We start from the raw sequence: 14,428 nt of genomic DNA on the forward strand, positions 1-14,428 counted from the left end.
AACAACCGCCTATTCGTCGATACGTTCGAATTTTGCAATAAAAATTCGCTCTTTTGGCCATGGAACTGCTCCGGGAACGCAAAGGAACCCGGCAGTTCAGCCTTAAATTTAGGCCGTAAGCCCATGATTTTCGAGAGGGCGGTCGACCTGGGCGAACCATTCAGCACGGGTCGCGGCCCGGCGGCGGCCTCGCTCGTCGAGCGGGAGCTTCAGGTGACGCAACAGGCCAGTCACCTCCTCGCGGGCAGTCACATGGGCCATGTTCGGGCGGGTGCCCAAGGTCGCCTCGTCCAGATCGTCGAGGGCCGTCAGGCCCCGCGGGAAGAACTCGCGGTAAACCACGCGCTCGGCGAACCCGTCCACGGGGCGGAAACCGAGTCGGAACGAGAGCTGGTCGAGCCCCTCTGCGATCAGTTGCTTGTTGCGCGATCCCAGCATCGACAGCCGGTTCCGGACGACGATCCAGTCGGTGGTCGCGCCGTCGAGGTCGCGGCGCTGCTTGCGCGCAACCTTCACCATGGTCGCGTAGTGGCTCTCGCCGATCACCGAATAGGTCGCCGGGTCCACCGAGCCGAGAACATCGAAATCGAGGAAGCTGTCGTTGATCGGCGTGACCAGCGTATCGGCCATCGAGTGCGCCAGGCGCATCAGGTAGCTGTCGGTCCCCGGCGTATCGATAACGATGAAGTCGTAGGTTCGCTCCACCGCGCTGACGGCGGCGGAGAACTGCTCGAACTCGGACATCTCGTTCTCGCCGATCTGCATGCTGGAGCCCAGGGCAACACAGCAGTGGTGCGGCAATTCGAGGGAGAGCCCGGTGCGCTGGGCCCACGCCCGGCGATTCTCGATGTAACGGGTGAAGCTCTTCTGGCGCGAGTCGAGGTCGATCGTGGCAACGCGCTGCCCGGCTTTGAGCAAGGCAACGGCGACGTGAAGCGCGGTGGTGGACTTGCCCGACCCGCCCTTCTCGTTGCCCAGCACGACGACATGCGCCGACCCGGACTGCCCCTGACTCGCCTGCAAAAGCATGCAAAAACCCCTGTGGATATCTTCAGCCAAGTCCAGAAAGAATCAAGTGAAATTCGATTGGCTCATACTTCATGATGAATCGCCGTGCAGTCTGCACGAAGACGACGGGCGGTCGTTGGCTCGCAGCACCACCTTTGTTAAGACTAGCGCCCACCCGACAATCACCCGTTGCACACACCGGCACGAATGACCCGCTCCCCCATCATCGCACGTTCGCTTTCATCCCTTCATCGCGCGCGCACTGAACTCTGCAAACGCAATTCCACTCTCGCCCTCGTGCCGACCATGGGTGCGCTCCATGACGGCCATGTGTCGCTGGTTCGTCTTGCCAAACGTCGTGCACAGAAGGTCGCCGTATCGATCTTCGTGAACCCCACGCAGTTCGCCGCGCACGAAGATCTCGGCTCCTATCCGCGCACATGGAAGGAGGATCTCGCACGCCTCAAGGCAGAGGGTGTCGACCTGATCTGGAATCCGGATGTGAAGACGATGTATCCGGACGGCTTCGCAACCAGGGTTGCGCCCGAGGGACCGGCACTTGCAGGGCTAGAAGATAAATTCCGCCCGCACTTCTTCGGCGGCGTAGCGACCGTCGTCGCCAAGCTGTTCACACAGGTGCGCCCCGACATGGCGCTGTTCGGCGAGAAGGATTTCCAGCAGCTCAAGGTCGTCACGCGCATGGCGCGCGATCTTGATCTGGGGGTGAAGGTTATCGGCGGCGCAATCATCCGCGAGCGCGACGGCCTCGCGATGTCGTCGCGCAACGTCTACCTGTCACCCGACCAGCGCAGCACGGCGCCTGTTCTGTTTCGCACGCTCAAGGCCACGGCGAAGCGGATGCGCGACGGCGATAACTTCAAGGCCGCGTTGTCCGACGGCGCCGATCTCATCCGTCAGGCTGGCTTTGCCCTCGACTATCTCGAGGCGCGGCACGCAGAGACGCTTGAGCCGATTTCCTCGCTGAACGATGGACCGGTGCGGCTGCTGGTCGCCGCGAAAATCGGAACCACGCGGCTGATCGACAACATCAAGGCTTAGGCTAAAGAAGACCCAGTTCGCGCAATTCGCGCCGCATCGGTTCGGGCATCGCGGCGACGCTGGCAGCGGCCTTGCCGAGATCCGGCGGCGCGCTTTTCGGATCGAGATAACGCCAGCCCTGGAACGGCCGCATCGGCCGCGGCGCTACCGCAATCAGCTTTGGCTCCATCACGAGGCGGCATCGTCCGATGCCATCCTTATCGCGAAACGACTCGATGCCGAGAATTCTCTCGCGCGCGGCGATCTCGCCCTTGATGACCCAGTAGATCGATCCGCCGTCGAGAAGTTCGTCGACGCGTTTGGGAGACATCCGGGTGACGTGGATGTGGCGCGGGGGCAGGCCCTTCGCCTTGGCCTGCTTCACGCGTTCGGCAATCCAGCCCCGAAGATCCTTGATGGAGGTGGCACCGACGCTGAGCTTGACGAGATGAAGCGGCATATTCGGAAATCGCCAGCGCGACGCGGAGCATCGCGCTTCAAATAGAGGAAGAGCGATCAGTTATCATCGCTCTCTTTGGGAGGCGCAAGCTGCACGGGCGCTTGTGCACGCGATTTCTGTGGCGCAGGCGCAGGTGCGGCCTTCTTCGCGGCGGCCGGTGCCGGCTGCGGATTGATCACTGCGCCAGGCACGTTACGGGCCGCCGGCGCGGCCGCTGGTTCCGACGAGCGTTGTGATGCCTGGGCGCCCTGCGCAGCCGGCTCAGGCGACATGATGTTGATCGGAGGGATCGACGCCGCACTCGGGAAATCACCCGACACCGGCCGTCCCGGCGGCGGCACGGTGCCAAGCGCCGCGACGGGTGGTGCTGCGCTCGCGGTAACCGGCGGAGCGTTCCACGCGGCAGCGTAGCGGCCGACAAAGCCGTCGTAGAGATTTTCGCTCATGTTGGACGAAATCTGCCCCGAATTGGTCAGCGACTGGAAGAACGGGCACGGCGCCGAGAGCGAACACCCCTCGCGCGTCTTGAGCACCTGAGCAACCAGTCCGTAACGATCGCGTTCGATCGTCCGCCGCAGAGCATTGAGTTCGGGTGTCATGACCTTGTTGGCAGCAGCGACATTGCCAAACGCGGCAAGACGGGTGATCTGCGCGGCGGTATAGGACACGCCGGCCGCAACGGAATCGGCTGACGCAAACAACGCCTTTTCGCAGGCGGCCTCGACGCTCTCTCCGGCAAGCCCATCGAGACAGGCCAGCGCCGGAAGAGAAGCCCCGGATTGAACGGAAGATCTGGAATCCCCGGACGAGCCGCCGGCCACACCTGACGCGCGGATCATCGTGGTGACCGCAATGCCGATGGCCAGAAGCGTGATAACGGTCAGCGCTCCGTTCGCGACCGATCGCTCAGCACGAAACAGAGTGACCAGAAGGATAATCGCAAAGAAGCCCGCTGCGGCAATGGTCAGCCACATCGGCAAGCTTTGCGAATTCCAAAAGTTCTCGATCGACGTGGCCAAAGCCCGGTTCATGCAAGGTCCCCTTCACAACGAACCAGACCAAGCGCTGTAACCGCGGCGAAATTCCGTCAAGCCGAAATTGTCAGGCGACGGCGAGCTGGCTTTCCTTGGCCACACGCTCGAAGGCTTCGGTCGAACTCTTGATACGATACTGGCAGTCGTCACCGTCTGTCGGCAGAAGACGGATCACCTCGTAGGTTCCGCTGGCGGCTGGCCGCGCCACATTGCTTGCCGTGAAATAGACAGTCTCTCCAACAATGTATTTGTGCTTCAACACCCTGCTCCATCACGCGATACGCGCATTTTGGCGGCCTGCCGTTGTACGGCAAAGCCAGTTTGACGCCCGGCAGAAGTATAGCACGCAGAGCCCCCATTTGCCAGATAAACCAGCACATGGGTAATGACGAAATAACTTCTATTTATCAGTGCCTTGAAGGCCTTTCGAGGGCCTTGCGCCCGCGGCAAGGCAGGGTCCAGCCGCGTGCAACGCCACAATTTCGCCTTATCTGCGCGACGGAACGATTCCCCGGCAAGTTCAGTGCGTTAACGGGATAATCTTAGGCGCTGCCCGGCAACGCTCCGTCGGGACTTGCCCGGTCGACTGCTCCCGGCAAAACCTGCGCGAGAACCGTCGAGAGCTGATCCACCGGGATCCCGAAACGGGTCGCAAGTTGCCTGACCACATCGTTGCCTAGCACCTGCTGGAGCTGCTGCGCGCTCACCGGCAGGTTCTGGCCGGTGCCGATCCAGGACTTCACCTGCTCGCTGAGCCCGGCCTGCTCGAGCCTGGCCACGATCGCTGACAACCCGCCCTGATTACCGCTGCCGAGCACTTCGCTGAGGACAGCCGGAATGACGGCTGAGTCCAGTTCGCTCGCCGCTCTCGCCGCCATCACGCTGGTCAGCATGTCGAGAATTCCCATGATGTAGTCCCCGGTTCAATCGATCTCGAATCTCTCGATAAGCAGCGTCTCGGCCAGAGCCGCATCGCTCCATTCACGGAAAGCTGCATTCGCCTGCATCGTTTCCATATAGTCGCGCACCGGCGGCGTTACATCGATGGCATAGGTCCGGAACCGATGGACAACCGGCGCGTACATCGCATCCGCACCGCTGAAGGCGCCGAACAGATATGGCCCCTGGCCGCCGTACCGGGCCCGGCATTCGGTCCAGATCTGCTGGATGCGCGCGATGTTCGCCCTGGCATCGTCGGAGAGCGGCTTTGAGCGGATCGGACGATGAATGTTCATGCCGCATTCGTTGCGAAGCGCCATGAAGCCGGAATGCATCTCTGCCGAGATCGAGCGTGCATGAGCACGCGCCACGACGTCCTGCGGCCACAGACGCGCATCCGGAAACCGCTCGGCGGCGTATTCGATGATCGCCAGCGAATCCCAGACCGTGATGTCGCCGTCGACCAGCGCCGGAACCTTGCCCGACCGGGTGACATCCAGAATGCGCTGCTTGTCCGCATCACCGGTGTAGAGCGGAATGACGATCTCCTCGAAGGTGATTCCCGTCCCTTTCAGGGCCATCCACGGCCGCATCGACCATGAGGAATAGTTCTTGTTCCCGATAACGAGCGTCAAAGCCATCGATTGAGTTCTCCCTGCAAAGTCGACCTTGCCACGCCCGGCGCGCGGCACGCAACCAGCCCCCGGAAACGCCAAAACTGCTTCGCAGCGGCTGGCTTCCTGTCTATCGTGACAGGCATCATTCAGAAGGCATCGAATCGTGAACCTGTTTGCAACTGCCGACCTCGTGGCGATCGCGTTCTTCGTCCTGGCTTGGATGGTCTACGCGGTCACGCTTGAACGCACCGCGCATGGACGCAACAGCCTGAACGCCCGCATGAGCATCTATCGCGAGGTGTGGGTCCGGCGCATCCTCGATCGCGAAGCGCGGATGGTCGACATGCAGATCATGGCCTCCCTGCAGAATGGCACAGCCTTCTTTGCATCGACCACGTTGCTGGCGATCGGCGGCGGACTGACGTTGCTGCGATCGACCGAAGAAGCCATGTCGGTGCTCGCCACGCTCCCGCTGGGCATCCGAAGCTCTCCTGCGCTGTGGGAGATCAAATGCGTCGGGCTGATCGTGATCTTCGTCTATGCGTTTTTCAAATTCTCATGGGCCTATCGCCTGTTCAACTACGTCGCCATCCTGCTCGGGGCGATGCCCTTTGCCGAGAAGCGCGACACGCCCGAAGCGCAATCACATGTGATGCGAACCACAAAGCTGTTCCAGTCGGCGGGACGGCACTTCAATCGCGGCCAACGCGCGTTCCTGTTCGCGCTGGGCTATCTCGGCTGGTTCATCAGTCCATGGGTCCTGATCGCAACCACGTTGGCCATTGTGGTCGTGATCTGGCGCCGCCAGTTCGATTCCGACGCCTATCGCGCGATGTCGAAATAGCACCCTGCGCGCTTGCCGCGCGGGTTCGGATGCGTCATGGCATGGTCATGAACCATTCCGATTCGAAAGCTCTCGATAGCCTGTCGCTCGACGACGCCATTCTCGGCGTGCTGGCGCGCGCCGAGGCAAAGACTCTCAGCGCGCCGGAGATCGCTCACGCCATTGCGGCCGGCGACGACTGGCATGGGCTGCTGGTGCCGATCAGAAGGTCCGCTGTGGCCCTCGCACAGGCAGGCCGCCTTGTGATCTACCGCAAGGGCAAACCCGCCGACCCGAATGATTTTCGCGGCGTCTATCGCCTCGGCCTGCCGCGGCACGATTAAACATGGGCATGACCTGATCCGAAAACCGGCGCCGCCTCGGGTCAAGCCCGATGGCATGCTGCGGGATCAGGCCTAGTTAATCTTGCGCGGTCCGGGAAAAAACTCGCTGCTGCGCCCCGTCGCCCAATAGGCGATCAGCCCGATCCACTCATGAACGGCGACGTCGGTACGCGCCAGGCCGGCGCTCAATGCCGTAAACGGCATCGTCGCATCGTTCCAGCCGCGCGTGCGCCAATCCACCGGATAGGCTTCGACCTCGAAGCCGGCCTTGCGAAACGCACCGATGGAGCGCGGCATGTGGAATGCCGATGTTACAAGCAGCCATCGCTCGCCCGGCTTTGGTGAAACCAGCTTGCGCGTGAACTCCGCATTCTCGGCAGTGGTACGAGAATCCCCTTCCAGCACAATGCGCGAAGCCGGTGTTCCGAAGTCCTGTAACAGATCGCCGGCGATCGGCGCCTCCGATACCGGCTCCTGAATCAGGTTCGCGCTGCCGCCACTGAAGATAATACGCGCTTGCGGATAGCGACGGGCCAATTGCAGCATGGTAATGATGCGCTCGGCCGCCGCGTCCATTTCCAGCGAGCCCCGCGCCTGACTGCGCTCAGGATCGATGGAGCCGCCAAGAACGATAATCCCGTCCGGCGTACGGCCCGCCGCGCTCCACGCCGGGAAGCGTTCGGTCAGGGGCAGCAGCAGCAGATTGCCGAGCGACGAATAGCCGAAGACCAGCATAAAAAAGACGCCGAGTCCGAGAAGGCGCGACCCCGCCTTGCGGAAACGCGTCAGCAGCAGCAGCGCGCCGAGCGCGCAAAGCATTGCGACCGCGTTGGACGGGACGACGAAGAAGCCAAGAATCTTGGAGACGGCGAAGAACATGCCAGCCCTGAATGGGCGATCCCCGCGGCAAGATCAAGCCGCACTCAATCCCATTTGGGGGCAAAACCGAAATCTGTGATGCGGCCGCCGCGCGTCCCCATTGCGAAGATCTCGGTCATTTCGTCGTCGGACAAATTGAAATCGAAGATGTCGAGATTTTCGGACAGGCGCTCGACCTTGGATGTGCGCGGGATAGCCACCACGTCCTGCTGGATCAGCCAGCGCAAACAGACCTGCGCCGCGCTCTTGCGGTATCGCGCGCCGATCCGGTTCAGCGCTTCCGCATTCTTAACGCGCCCCTTAGCGACCGGACTGTACGCGACCAGCGCCAGCCCGTTGGCATGACACGCCGCAAGCACCTTGTTCTGGTCGAGATACGGATGATACTCGACCTGATTGCAAACCAGCGGCGCCGCAGCTTTCGCCACAGCCTCCTCGATCAGCGCCACGGTGAAATTTGACACTCCGATGTGACGTGTGAGACCCAGCTTCCGGGCCTCCACAAGCCCGCCCAGCGTTTCTTCCAGCGGCACCTGCGGATTGGGCCAGTGCAGCAGAAGCAGATCGACTTCGGTCATGCGCAGGCGCGCGAGGCTTTCCTTGGTCGAGCGCAACAGATCGTTCGGCGCAAAATGGGTGGTCCAGACTTTCGTGGTGACAAAGACGTCGGCGCGCTTGATGCCGGAGGCCCGCACGCCCTCACCGACCTCGCGCTCGTTCTCGTAAATCTGTGCTGTATCGATATGGCGATAGCCAAGCCGAAGCGCCTGCTCGACGATACGCGCACAGGCACGATCACGTAACTCCCACGTTCCCAGACCTATCGTCGGGATGTTGGCGCCGTTCGCTTCAAGGGTGTGCATCGCATGCCTCAGCGTCGTTCCAGGCCGGAAGGCTCACCATCTTGCGCCGCGCATGCCGCATTGCCAAGAACGCTGCATAGCGAAACATTAACGTCATGCCCGATCAAGGCCGACGCGCAAGTGCCGCGAAAACCATATCGGGCTCGTGAGCGATCACGGTCAGCAGCGCGCGCGCCGGACCACGTGGTGAACGCTTGCCCTGCTCCCAGTTGCGTATGGTCTCGAGAGGAACGCCGAGGCGTGATGCAAATTCGACCTGCGTCAGTTTTGCGCGAAGGCGCAGATCACGCACGACCGGTGCTGTGTTGGCTCCGCGTGATGGCGCGTTGCCGCCGGGCATGTCAGGCACGAGCGGAGCTTCCCGCCCGTCCAGCACCTCCACAATCCGTCCATCTGCCTTCAGCCGTAGCCGCTGCATGCGACACCTCCGCAGAGCGGAGGGTCAACCCAACATGGTTAATCGACGGTTAACAGAAAGCCCCGTCCGGAAAGCCGATGTTCCCGGACGGTTGTCGTTCAGGTTATCGCATGCGCGCGTTGGCTTCGCGCCACGAACGGCGTCCGCCACCATGAGCGAAGCGAAGGCCCATCTCACGGCCGCCCGCATCGTCATAGGAAATGTGGATGTGCTGCACGCGCCCGGAATCGGTCGAGTAGCCGCCGCTCCAGCCCTTGAGCTGCGCATAGATGCAGCCATAGGGACCACGCACGTCCACGGCCTTGCCCTGCGCATGGAGCGACATCCGGCGCGTTCCTGCGATGCGCGTGTGGCGAATGCCCGAGATTGCCTGCGTTCCCGGACACGCTGCCTGAATCGATGCCAGCTTGGCGGCCAGCGGACCGACCAGACCGGCGGAATATCCTTCCGATGCATAGGACGCGCGCTCGGCGACCGCACGCGGTGCCGGTTCAAAGTTGCGCTGAGCGCGTTCAAGCGCCCGCTGTTGCCGCCTGCTCAGCCGAGGCGTCGCCGCTAGCTGCATCATGGAAAATGCGGGCTCCACTCGACGCTGACCGCGCTGACGCGCGTGAACAGGATTGTCGACTCCGATGCATGGCATCGTGATGTTGCATTCTGGTGCGACGGCCGGTGCACGAACACGCGCTTCGGCCATCGAGGACAACGCACAAAGCGCCGCCACGGCGGTGACTGTTCTAATCAAAATTTTAGCTCCGGATGATTTTGGCGTGATGGACGGTCGCGTGCGACAACGTCACGTTCGCCTAAGATTCAAAGAGGCCGCCAAAACATCGATGTTTTGCGGCATGCGATGATTTGGTTTTATTGCGGCAGGTGGCGAGAATGAGGCGCTGGTGTGCCCATAGACCCATGCAAACGCAAGGAACCCATGTCGAAACGGGCAGCGTTAACTTTTGAGTCCGAACCAGAGCGTCGCGATACCAAGAAACGCGAAGAAACCGACGATGTCGGTGACCGTCGTCACAAATGTGCCTGACGCAACGGCTGGATCGGCGCGCAGGCGCTGAAGCGCCATCGGAATGAGAATGCCGCCGAGCGCGCCGGCGACGAGATTGCAGATCATCGCGAGCCCGATAACGATGCCGAGACCCGAAGTCTTGAACCACACCGCAGCGGCCACGCCGGTGATAGCAGCGAAGGCCAGCCCATTCACCAGACCGACGAGACCTTCACGCATGACAACACGCCAGGCATTGTTTGAGCCGAGTTCGCGAGTGGCGAGTGCGCGCACCGCGACCGTCATGGTCTGAGTGGCCGCGTTTCCGCCCTGACTGGCCACGATCGGCGCCAGCACCGCCAACGCGACCATCTTCTGCAATTCGCCTTCGAACAGGCCTAGCACCGCCGACGCAAGAAACGCCGTCGCCAGATTGACCAGCAGCCAGTTGAACCGGCTCTTGGCGATGGTCCACACCGAGTCCGACAGCTCTTCGTCACGGGCGACGCCGCCAAGAGCCTTGATGTTTTCGTCGGCCTCCTCCTCGATCACGTCGACGACGTCGTCGATGGTGATAACGCCAACGAGATGATCCTCGCTGTCGGTCACCGGCGCGGCGACAAGATTGTACTTGCCGAACATCCGCGCGACTTCCGCGATGTCCTCGTGATCTGAAACCCGCCGGCGGTCCTCGTCGACCAGATCCATGATCGGCCCCGGCCGCCGCGCGCGCAGCAACGCATCGAGAGGCACCGCGCCTTTCAGGCGCTTGTCCCTGTCGACCACGTAAATCTCGTAGAACCGGTCCGGCAGTCCCGGCGTGTCCCGCATGTATTCGATGGCTTGCAGCGCGGTCCAGTTGTCCGGCACCGAAATGCACTCCGTCTGCATGCGGCGGCCGGCGGAATTTTCCGGGTAGTCTAGACTGCGTTCCAGCGCGACACGCTCGGATTGCGGCAGCTTCTCAAGGATCTCTTCCTTGTCTTCCTCGTCGAGGTCCTGAAGCAGTTCAACGGCGTCGTCGGAATCCAGTTCGCGAACGCCTTCGGCGACCGTTTCCGGCTCCAGCTCTTCGAGGATTTCCTCGCGAACCGTGTCATCGACCTCGTTAAGCGCCGAGAAGTCGAAGGCCGCACCGGTCAGTTCCACCAGCCGCGGCCGCAGATCGGGCTCCAGCGCCTCGATCAGATCGCCGAGATCGGCCTCGTGGAGTTCGGCGACGATTTTCTGAAGAAATGCGGAATCGCCGTGTTGAACCGCATCCGCAATCATCCCGACGAACCGGGGACGAATTTCGCCGTCTTCGTCCCTCATGGGATATTGGTCCAGCACGGAATCGTGAGCGGCATCCGCCTCGGCAAGGTCTTGTTGATCGGCCATGCCGTGCCTCACTGGTTCAATGGAGGTCTGCTGATTTGCGTGTGCGTTTCAGGCAATACCCAATCGACACCGCCGGGCGCAATGCTAAATGTGCGGCGCGCGAAATCCGCGCGCCCGGGAATTCTGTCATGACCGTGTTAAAGGCCGCACTGCTCGCTGTTGTCGCGTCGGTTTCAGCAGCCAACGCTGCGGACTGTCCGCGCAAGGATGCGCTCGGCACCTCGCGTGTCATGACGGTCGATCCGCAGGCATTTCCCCGCGTCGGGCTGAAGAGCTTCCCGCAAACCCTGCCGCTGGCGGACAAGGAAGTCGTCCTGACGTTCGACGACGGCCCCTTCCCGCCGACCACGACGAAAGTTCTGGCCACGCTGGCCGCTGAATGCGTTCAGGCGACATTCTTTCTGGTCGGCAGGAATGCCGAAGCCAATCCGGGAATGGTCAAGAAAATCGCTGCGGAAGGCCATACCATCGGCCACCACACCTGGTCGCATCGCTGGCTGGACAAGATTAGCCAGCCGCAGGCGATCGAGGAAATCGATCGCGGGATCGTTGCCGACGAGAAGGCTTTACACGGTAAGGCAACCTCCGTCCCGACGACGCCTTTCTTCCGCTTTCCCGGCTTCGCGTCGACACCCGCCCTGCTGAGCGGCCTTCAGTCGCGCGGGATCGCGGTTCTTGGCGCCGACTTCTGGGCCAGCGACTGGGAGCCGATGACCCCGGAGCAGCAGTTGAACCTCATTACCGAGCGGCTCGACAACGCGGGGAAGGGAATCATCCTTTTCCACGACACCAAGGCACAGACCGCCAAAATGTTGCCCGCGTTTTTGCAGTACCTCCGGCGCAACGGCTACAAGGTCGTTCATCTCGTCCCGCCGCGGCCGGTCAAGAGTACGTTGAATGACCGTTAGGAACACCCGCCGAATTAAGCATGCGTTCAGAGGCCCGGCGGTAAGCAGGATGGTCTCGCGCCATCACGGATTGTCCATGCGCCGAACCGCAAGCGGAACCTGTACCGCGCTCCTCACAGCACTTGGCCTGTCCGCGGCGACGGCCTCGTTCGGGGCCACCGTTGCTCAGGCCGCCGAATGCAAGGCGGACGCGCTCGGCACCTCGCGCACCATCGTTGTCGATCCGAAGGAGCATTCGCGGATCGGCACCATGCAGTACGGCGAGACTCTGCCGCTGGAAGATCATGAGGTGGTCCTGACCTTCGACGACGGCCCGCTGCCGGCTCACACCAACGCCATTCTCGACATCCTTGCCGCGCAATGCGTCAAGGCGACTTTCTTTCTGGTCGGCCGGATGGCGAAAGAATTTCCGCAGGACGTGCGCCGCATCCACGATGCCGGGCACACCATCGGCACCCACAGCGAGAACCATCCGACTTTCTTCGGCAAACTGCCACCGGAGCGTATGAGCGCTGAAATCGATGACGGCATAGCCCACGTCTCAGCCGCCCTCGCCGATCCTTCGCAGCTTGCCCCGTTCTTCCGGATTCCCGGCTTGCGCCGCGGCGATCTGCTCGAAGCCGAACTGGCCAAGCGCGGCCTGATGACCTGGAGTGCCGATTTCCCCGCTGACGACTGGCGGCATATTTCCTCAACGCAGGTCGTCAACTACGCGCTGTCGCGGCTCGAAGCCAAAGGCAAAGGCGTCCTGCTGCTGCACGACATTCAGGCGCGGACACAAGCCGCATTGCCTGTGATCCTTCGCGAGTTGAAGACGCGCGGCTATCGCATCGTCCACGTTGCTCCGGCAACGCCGGAACGGCCAAAGACCGTCACCGATCCCGCGCAATGGGTTCCGTACTGGATTCACGGCCCCAATATCGCGGCGAAGACTCCGAGCGGCTTTGTGTTCGGAGTGGCAGAAACACCGCTCCATGATGCCCCGCGGTCGGTGCGTTCGGTCTGGCTGGCGCAGCAGAAGATGGCCCCGCGGGCGTCCGTCCATATGTTGCAGCCATCCAACGCGCCGCTTTTGGGCAAGCCCGCACGCACGGACATTTCCGCCGCGGCGAGGCCGCGAAGCCTCGCACGCCTTCCGGGCAGTCATCCGGTCCGGGCAAGCGACGGAACATTCAAGCCCCTCACCGCGCCGATCAAAACCGGCAGCCGCACGGATGTGCCGGCCGGTCCGAATATCCGGTGAACAAAAACCGCCCGGCGAGCACCGGACGATCTCAGGCAGTATAGAGTTGTGCTTGGCAGCGATGGCCGAGGCTCCGAGGTGATGCCTCACGCGTCTCACAGGGACACTCGCCTTTGAAAATCGCGACCTTCAACATCAACAACGTCAACAAGCGGCTGTCGAACCTTCTCAGATGGCTGAAGCGGAGCAAGCCGGATGTGGTGTGTCTTCAGGAATTGAAATGTGCGCCCGCATCCTTTCCCGAAAAGGAGCTTCTGAAAGCTGGCTATTCAGCGATCTGGGAAAGCGAGACATCCTGGAACGGCGTTGCGATCCTTGCCAAGGGCGCCATGCCGGTTGCGACAGCCCGGCGGCTTCCCGGCGATCCGTCGGATCATCAGGCCCGCTACATCGAAGCGGCAATCAACGGCGTCCTCGTCGCCTGCATCTATCTGCCGAACGGCAATCCTCAACCCGGTCCAAAGTTCGCCTACAAAATGGAATGGTTTTCGCGCCTCGCGAAACATGCAGCAAAGCTTCAGAAGCAAGGTCACCCGGTCATCCTGGCCGGTGACTACAATGTTGCTCCGACAGATCTGGACATCTACCCGACGAAGTCGTGGGCGAAGGATGCTCTCGTGCAGCCGGCGCCGAGAAAAGCGTTTGCCGCGCTGGTGGCAAAAGGCTGGACTGACTCCCTTCGTGAACTCTATGGCGACGAACGGGTCTATACGTTTTGGACCTATTGGCGAAACCGCTTCGAGCGCGACGACGGGCTTCGGCTGGATCACCTTTTGCTGAGCAAGAATCTGGCGCCCAAGCTGATCGAGGGCGGCGTCGATGCCGACGTTCGTGCAGAAGACGGCGCGAGCGATCACGCGCCTGCATGGATCAGACTTCGTTGACCTCCTGCGGCTCACCCACCGCGTAAGGGGTGTGCTCCATGGTTGAATCCAGGTAGCCCTTCCTACCGCCCAGATGGAACACCGCGCTCTCAACGCCGTTGTTCCTGCATGTCAGACGCAACCGACTATCTCATGGCTCATGCCAGAAAGACGATCCTGGAGGCCAGGCGCTTGCCGCCCGGTCCGCCAAAGTTCTGGCTGCGCCACATCGGCAGCGTCTATCACCTGCTCGCCAAGCAGGGCGCGTACACGAACATCGAATTTCTGGAAGATTACCGGGCCGCGCGGAAGGCAGAGGACGATCTGCGAAAAGTTACCGGGCCGTACTGGTCTAACCGCAGCTAACCACAGGGGCGTCAGATGAATGATCCAAAGAAGCCGGCAAAAGGCGAAGCAGGGGACGAGCCCGAAGAGATTTTGGATGAGCCTTGGGACCATCCTGACCAGGACCCTGACAGAGATCCCGATCTTGAAGACCTGAAGAAATCAGCCGAATAGGTCCGGGGATTTAGGACGTGGTCGCATAGGGCGCGAAATGCGAGCGCCCGCGACGGCGGAACTCACGGGGCCGCCAACCCGCGCCGCGCGTT

Annotated in this window: 20 protein-coding genes; 9 read left to right on the forward strand and 11 right to left on the reverse strand. The window is 61.9% G+C overall.

Annotated features, from left to right (window positions below):
• Positions 1-108 precede the first annotated feature (108 nt).
• Positions 109-1,029, reverse strand: coding sequence for a division plane positioning ATPase MipZ (locus tag AC1RM7_RS05280; RefSeq protein WP_006020953.1), 921 nt, complete (start codon positions 1,027-1,029; stop codon positions 109-111).
• A 186-nt stretch (positions 1,030-1,215) separates the two neighbouring features.
• Between AC1RM7_RS05280 and panC the strand changes: the two genes are divergently transcribed.
• A complete protein-coding gene (gene panC / locus AC1RM7_RS05285; protein WP_024921495.1) occupies positions 1,216-2,067 on the forward strand; it encodes a pantoate--beta-alanine ligase in 852 nt (283 codons plus the stop codon).
• Between the two features lies 1 nt (position 2,068).
• Here the strand turns inward: panC and AC1RM7_RS05290 are convergent, their stop codons facing one another.
• The 5 genes from AC1RM7_RS05290 to AC1RM7_RS05310 all read right to left on the reverse strand — a co-directional run bounded on the left by AC1RM7_RS05290 (position 2,069) and on the right by AC1RM7_RS05310 (position 5,120).
• A complete protein-coding gene (locus AC1RM7_RS05290) occupies positions 2,069-2,506 on the reverse strand; it encodes a DUF1489 family protein (RefSeq protein ID WP_024921496.1) in 438 nt (145 codons plus the stop codon).
• 56 nt (positions 2,507-2,562) lie between these two features.
• Positions 2,563-3,537 carry a hypothetical protein gene (locus tag AC1RM7_RS05295; protein ID WP_024921497.1) on the reverse strand — a complete coding sequence of 325 codons (975 nt, stop codon included), beginning with the start codon at positions 3,535-3,537 and terminating at the stop codon, positions 2,563-2,565.
• A 70-nt stretch (positions 3,538-3,607) separates the two neighbouring features.
• The gene (locus AC1RM7_RS05300) at positions 3,608-3,799 is read right to left on the reverse strand and encodes a hypothetical protein (protein WP_006020957.1); all 192 of its coding nucleotides are present in this window, start codon (positions 3,797-3,799) and stop codon (positions 3,608-3,610) included.
• Between the two features lie 283 nt (positions 3,800-4,082).
• Positions 4,083-4,448 carry a YidB family protein gene (locus AC1RM7_RS05305; RefSeq protein WP_024921498.1) on the reverse strand — a complete coding sequence of 122 codons (366 nt, stop codon included), beginning with the start codon at positions 4,446-4,448 and terminating at the stop codon, positions 4,083-4,085.
• 15 nt (positions 4,449-4,463) lie between these two features.
• Positions 4,464-5,120 (reverse strand): glutathione S-transferase family protein, encoded by a 657-nt coding sequence (locus AC1RM7_RS05310; protein ID WP_024921499.1) that lies wholly within the window; start codon positions 5,118-5,120, stop codon positions 4,464-4,466.
• Between the two features lie 139 nt (positions 5,121-5,259).
• Here AC1RM7_RS05310 and AC1RM7_RS05315 point away from each other — a divergent pair, with 139 nt between their 5' ends.
• Together AC1RM7_RS05315 and AC1RM7_RS05320 are read left to right on the forward strand one after the other, a co-directional pair.
• Entirely contained in the window at positions 5,260-5,940 is a 681-nt protein-coding gene (locus tag AC1RM7_RS05315; protein WP_006020960.1) for a DUF599 domain-containing protein, read from the forward strand.
• A 47-nt stretch (positions 5,941-5,987) separates the two neighbouring features.
• Positions 5,988-6,263, forward strand: a complete 276-nt coding sequence (locus AC1RM7_RS05320; RefSeq protein WP_024921500.1) for a DUF3253 domain-containing protein — start codon at positions 5,988-5,990, stop codon at positions 6,261-6,263.
• A gap of 72 nt (positions 6,264-6,335) precedes the next feature.
• Here the strand turns inward: AC1RM7_RS05320 and AC1RM7_RS05325 are convergent, their stop codons facing one another.
• From AC1RM7_RS05325 to AC1RM7_RS05340, 4 genes are all read right to left on the reverse strand, one after another.
• Complete coding sequence (locus tag AC1RM7_RS05325) at positions 6,336-7,142, reverse strand: YdcF family protein (RefSeq protein ID WP_024921501.1); 807 nt, start codon at positions 7,140-7,142, stop codon at positions 6,336-6,338.
• Positions 7,143-7,186: 44 nt separating this feature from the next.
• Positions 7,187-8,005 (reverse strand): aldo/keto reductase, encoded by an 819-nt coding sequence (locus AC1RM7_RS05330; protein WP_024921502.1) that lies wholly within the window; start codon positions 8,003-8,005, stop codon positions 7,187-7,189.
• A gap of 103 nt (positions 8,006-8,108) precedes the next feature.
• A complete protein-coding gene (locus AC1RM7_RS05335; protein ID WP_024921503.1) occupies positions 8,109-8,423 on the reverse strand; it encodes a helix-turn-helix domain-containing protein in 315 nt (104 codons plus the stop codon).
• Positions 8,424-8,526: 103 nt separating this feature from the next.
• Positions 8,527-8,991, reverse strand: a complete 465-nt coding sequence (locus AC1RM7_RS05340; protein WP_244434519.1) for a hypothetical protein — start codon at positions 8,989-8,991, stop codon at positions 8,527-8,529.
• Between the two features lie 64 nt (positions 8,992-9,055).
• Between AC1RM7_RS05340 and AC1RM7_RS05345 the strand changes: the two genes are divergently transcribed.
• Positions 9,056-9,280 carry a hypothetical protein gene (locus tag AC1RM7_RS05345; protein ID WP_244434520.1) on the forward strand — a complete coding sequence of 75 codons (225 nt, stop codon included), beginning with the start codon at positions 9,056-9,058 and terminating at the stop codon, positions 9,278-9,280.
• Positions 9,281-9,372: 92 nt separating this feature from the next.
• Here the strand turns inward: AC1RM7_RS05345 and mgtE are convergent, their stop codons facing one another.
• Positions 9,373-10,803, reverse strand: coding sequence for a magnesium transporter (gene mgtE / locus AC1RM7_RS05350; RefSeq protein WP_024921505.1), 1,431 nt, complete (start codon positions 10,801-10,803; stop codon positions 9,373-9,375).
• Between the two features lie 128 nt (positions 10,804-10,931).
• On the opposite strand from mgtE, the gene AC1RM7_RS05355 reads away from it, so the two are divergent.
• The 5 genes from AC1RM7_RS05355 (at position 10,932) to AC1RM7_RS05375 (ending at position 14,336) form a co-directional block, all read left to right on the forward strand.
• Entirely contained in the window at positions 10,932-11,711 is a 780-nt protein-coding gene (locus AC1RM7_RS05355; RefSeq protein ID WP_024921506.1) for a polysaccharide deacetylase family protein, read from the forward strand.
• 76 nt (positions 11,712-11,787) lie between these two features.
• The gene (locus AC1RM7_RS05360; protein WP_024921507.1) at positions 11,788-12,954 is read left to right on the forward strand and encodes a polysaccharide deacetylase family protein; all 1,167 of its coding nucleotides are present in this window, start codon (positions 11,788-11,790) and stop codon (positions 12,952-12,954) included.
• A 113-nt stretch (positions 12,955-13,067) separates the two neighbouring features.
• Positions 13,068-13,838 carry an exodeoxyribonuclease III gene (locus tag AC1RM7_RS05365; protein ID WP_024921508.1) on the forward strand — a complete coding sequence of 257 codons (771 nt, stop codon included), beginning with the start codon at positions 13,068-13,070 and terminating at the stop codon, positions 13,836-13,838.
• A gap of 108 nt (positions 13,839-13,946) precedes the next feature.
• Positions 13,947-14,183 carry a hypothetical protein gene (locus AC1RM7_RS05370; RefSeq protein WP_006020972.1) on the forward strand — a complete coding sequence of 79 codons (237 nt, stop codon included), beginning with the start codon at positions 13,947-13,949 and terminating at the stop codon, positions 14,181-14,183.
• Positions 14,184-14,198: 15 nt separating this feature from the next.
• A complete protein-coding gene (locus AC1RM7_RS05375; protein ID WP_157223929.1) occupies positions 14,199-14,336 on the forward strand; it encodes a hypothetical protein in 138 nt (45 codons plus the stop codon).
• Positions 14,337-14,428: the final 92 nt, after the last annotated feature.

Source organism: Afipia sp. GW822-FHT03D08, assembly GCF_058801645.1.

Bases quoted from the DNA above. Each gene is read 5' to 3' on its own strand.
- AC1RM7_RS05320 (WP_024921500.1), top strand. From the start codon at position 5,988: ATGAACCATTCCGATTCGAAAGCTCTCGATAGCCTGTCGCTCGACGAC.
- panC (WP_024921495.1), top strand. From the start codon at position 1,216: ATGACCCGCTCCCCCATCATCGCACGTTCGCTTTCATCCCTTCATCGC.
- AC1RM7_RS05345 (WP_244434520.1), top strand. From the start codon at position 9,056: ATGCATGGCATCGTGATGTTGCATTCTGGTGCGACGGCCGGTGCACGA.
- mgtE (WP_024921505.1), bottom strand. From the start codon at position 10,803: ATGGCCGATCAACAAGACCTTGCCGAGGCGGATGCCGCTCACGATTCC.
- AC1RM7_RS05370 (WP_006020972.1), top strand. From the start codon at position 13,947: ATGTCAGACGCAACCGACTATCTCATGGCTCATGCCAGAAAGACGATC.
- AC1RM7_RS05355 (WP_024921506.1), top strand. From the start codon at position 10,932: ATGACCGTGTTAAAGGCCGCACTGCTCGCTGTTGTCGCGTCGGTTTCA.
- AC1RM7_RS05360 (WP_024921507.1), top strand. From the start codon at position 11,788: ATGCGCCGAACCGCAAGCGGAACCTGTACCGCGCTCCTCACAGCACTT.
- AC1RM7_RS05335 (WP_024921503.1), bottom strand. From the start codon at position 8,423: ATGCAGCGGCTACGGCTGAAGGCAGATGGACGGATTGTGGAGGTGCTG.
- AC1RM7_RS05330 (WP_024921502.1), bottom strand. From the start codon at position 8,005: ATGCACACCCTTGAAGCGAACGGCGCCAACATCCCGACGATAGGTCTG.
- AC1RM7_RS05290 (WP_024921496.1), bottom strand. From the start codon at position 2,506: ATGCCGCTTCATCTCGTCAAGCTCAGCGTCGGTGCCACCTCCATCAAG.
- AC1RM7_RS05375 (WP_157223929.1), top strand. From the start codon at position 14,199: ATGAATGATCCAAAGAAGCCGGCAAAAGGCGAAGCAGGGGACGAGCCC.
- AC1RM7_RS05340 (WP_244434519.1), bottom strand. From the start codon at position 8,991: ATGATGCAGCTAGCGGCGACGCCTCGGCTGAGCAGGCGGCAACAGCGG.
- AC1RM7_RS05280 (WP_006020953.1), bottom strand. From the start codon at position 1,029: ATGCTTTTGCAGGCGAGTCAGGGGCAGTCCGGGTCGGCGCATGTCGTC.
- AC1RM7_RS05310 (WP_024921499.1), bottom strand. From the start codon at position 5,120: ATGGCTTTGACGCTCGTTATCGGGAACAAGAACTATTCCTCATGGTCG.
- AC1RM7_RS05305 (WP_024921498.1), bottom strand. From the start codon at position 4,448: ATGGGAATTCTCGACATGCTGACCAGCGTGATGGCGGCGAGAGCGGCG.
- AC1RM7_RS05295 (WP_024921497.1), bottom strand. From the start codon at position 3,537: ATGAACCGGGCTTTGGCCACGTCGATCGAGAACTTTTGGAATTCGCAA.
- AC1RM7_RS05325 (WP_024921501.1), bottom strand. From the start codon at position 7,142: ATGTTCTTCGCCGTCTCCAAGATTCTTGGCTTCTTCGTCGTCCCGTCC.